1 protein-coding gene is annotated in these 1,995 nt (G+C 64.6%); it reads left to right on the top strand.

Features of this window, described 5'->3' with window-relative positions; all coding sequences use genetic code 11:
- Positions 1–422 precede the first annotated feature (422 nt).
- A complete protein-coding gene (locus AB4Y86_RS17695; protein ID WP_441403464.1) occupies positions 423–1,829 on the top strand; it encodes an LCP family protein in 1,407 nt (468 codons plus the stop codon).
- Positions 1,830–1,995: the final 166 nt, after the last annotated feature.

Here is a 1,995-nt window from a genome sequence, read left to right as displayed (position 1 = left end):
AGATCAGGTATTCGAGTGTAGGCCCGGCAATTTCGCCGCGGAAGAGTCCAAGGGTCTGTTGGGTTGGACCCCCTCCCGGCGCCCCCTGATAAAGAGCCGATAATCAACATTATGTCAAGTAGTGCTAATTCCGGCCACTTCCAGGGCAAAGGTCGCCGCAACAGCCAAACCGTTCTTCTTATCTCTGGTTGTGTTCTGCCTCATCCGTTGTCCCGCGCAACACCGCCAACGCCGCATGAAGGAAGCTCCCAGTAGCGGTCAGTATCATGGGCGGGTTGCAAGGTCCCCGGAGAGGTGTAATCACAGTGAGTCCTAATATGCCTGGCCCGAAATCGGAACGGTCCTCCCCTGTCCCCTACCCTGGATACGGCACCCTGGTTGAGGGCAGCCGCAATCATGCAGGTCGGCGTCGGCCCCGCTGGGTGAAGATCACGGGCATCGCCGCAGCTGTGCTGCTGCTGGGAGTGCTGGCTTTCGGCGGCTACTGGCTGTGGCGCCTGCAGTCGAATATCACCACCTCCGCACTCGGTGCCGGCGGCGTCCGGACTGAGGGGCCAGTCGATGACGGCAAGGACCGCCTGCAGATCCTCGTCCTGGGAAGTGACACGAGGACCGGGAAGAACGGGCAGTACGGGAGCACGGCCGATTCCTCGGGGTACGGGCAGTCAGACGTCATGATGTTGCTGGATATCTCCGCCGACAACAACAACGTAAACGTCATCAGTTTTCCCCGGGACCTTCTTGTTGACGTGCCGGCCTGCACTGACCACACCACCAACCAGCAACACCAAGCGCGCCGCAGCGTCATGATCAACAGCGCCATGGCCGACGCCGGCATCGGCTGCGCCGTGGACACGGTAAACAAACTCACCGGTCTGGAAGTGGACCACTTCATGATGGCCGACTTCAATGCCGTCAAGGAACTCTCCAATACAGTCGGCGGCGTCGACGTCTGCGTCAACACTGCCGTCTCCGACCCTGACTCCGGCCTCCGACTGCCCAAGGGGACGTCCAAGGTCCAGGGTGACCAGGCCCTGGCGTTCCTGCGCACCCGTCACGCCTTTGCCGACGGCGGAGACCTGGGCCGAATCAAGGCCCAACAATCTTTCCTGGCCTCCCTCACCCGCAAACTGAAGACGGAAGGGACCTTGGGCGACCCCCAGAAGGTCCTCAGCATCGCCGACACCATGACCAAGAACCTGACGGTGGATGACGGGCTCGCCTCGGTCCCCACGATGCTGACCCTCGCCGGCCGGCTCAAGAACATCGATCCAGCCAAGGTTAACTTCATCACCGTTCCCACCGTGCCTGCCCCGTCGGATCCAAACCGGCTGGCCCTGAACGAACCCGCGGCCACGGATTTGTTCGCCGCCCTGCGCCGCAGCGCCGACCTGACCCAGAGTGCCCCTGCAGCTGCCCCGTCCACGGATTCGCCCAGCACGGCCGCAGCGCCGGCTTATAACAAGGCGCTCCAGCCCGTCACGGTGGCCAACGGGACCAGCGTGACGGGCCGGAGCAGCGAAATCGGCGCACTCATCACCGGGGCCGGGTTCACCAAGCTTGCGCGGATCCAGGCCCAGCCCCGCGCGCAAAGCATGGTGTACTACGGGGCCGGCTTCGCCGACGTCGCCGCGGACATCGCCGGGATTTTCGGTCTTCCGCCCACGAGCGTTCAGCAGGTGCCAGGTGTCCAGGGCGTCCAGTTCTACGCCGGCGAGGATTTCACAACCGGCACAAAACCAACCCCGCCGGCGGCCCAGGACTCCGGCGGCGTGGTCGCCCAGACGGCTAACGATCAGACCTGCCAAGCCACCAGCGCCGGCGGCTAGTCGCGGCTCCTGCATTCGCCGGGCTAGCGGTCAGTCTCGGCGCCACCTGCCTGGCCGGATAGGAGTCGACCGCCTGCCAGGCAGAGTCCGGTCCTGTTGCGGCCCGCTGGCCCCGCGCACTCGGCCCAGGACTCCGGCGGCGTGGTCGCCCAGACGGCTAACGATC

Source organism: Arthrobacter sp. 2YAF22_2, from assembly GCF_052114645.1.
GTDB lineage: Bacteria > Actinomycetota > Actinomycetes > Actinomycetales > Micrococcaceae > Arthrobacter.
Note: the sequence above shows the minus strand (reverse complement) of the source record. Positions and strands in the feature narration are given on the sequence as shown.